Genomic DNA, 319 nt, shown 5'->3' on the forward strand with positions numbered 1-319 from the left:
AGAGATGTAAAAACTTCTCAAAATTAAACACACTCTATTCTCAGGCGGTTAATGGCCTGATAAAGAATATTTATTTTTAAGAAGTAAGTGGTGGAGCTAAGCAGGATCGAACTGCTGACCTCCTGCGTGCAAGGCAGGCGCTCTCCCAGCTGAGCTATAGCCCCACATATGCTGGTACTTATTATTTTAACCATCTTCTTAATTAGATAAGAAGTGGTGGGTCTGAGTAGATTTGAACTACCGACCTCACCCTTATCAGGGGTGCGCTCTAACCAGCTGAGCTACAGACCCAAAACAATAAGTGTTGTTCTCTTTACAA

At 42.3% G+C, this 319-nt stretch carries 2 tRNA genes; both read right to left on the bottom strand.

Features of this window, described 5'->3' with window-relative positions:
• Positions 1-88: 88 nt before the first annotated feature.
• Positions 89-164, bottom strand: a tRNA-Ala gene (locus tag CXF76_RS00830).
• 50 nt (positions 165-214) lie between these two features.
• Positions 215-291 (bottom strand) — tRNA-Ile (locus CXF76_RS00835).
• Positions 292-319: the final 28 nt, after the last annotated feature.

It is taken from the genome of Pseudoalteromonas sp. 78C3 (assembly GCF_002836695.1).
In the GTDB taxonomy this organism is placed as follows: domain Bacteria; phylum Pseudomonadota; class Gammaproteobacteria; order Enterobacterales; family Alteromonadaceae; genus Pseudoalteromonas; species Pseudoalteromonas arctica.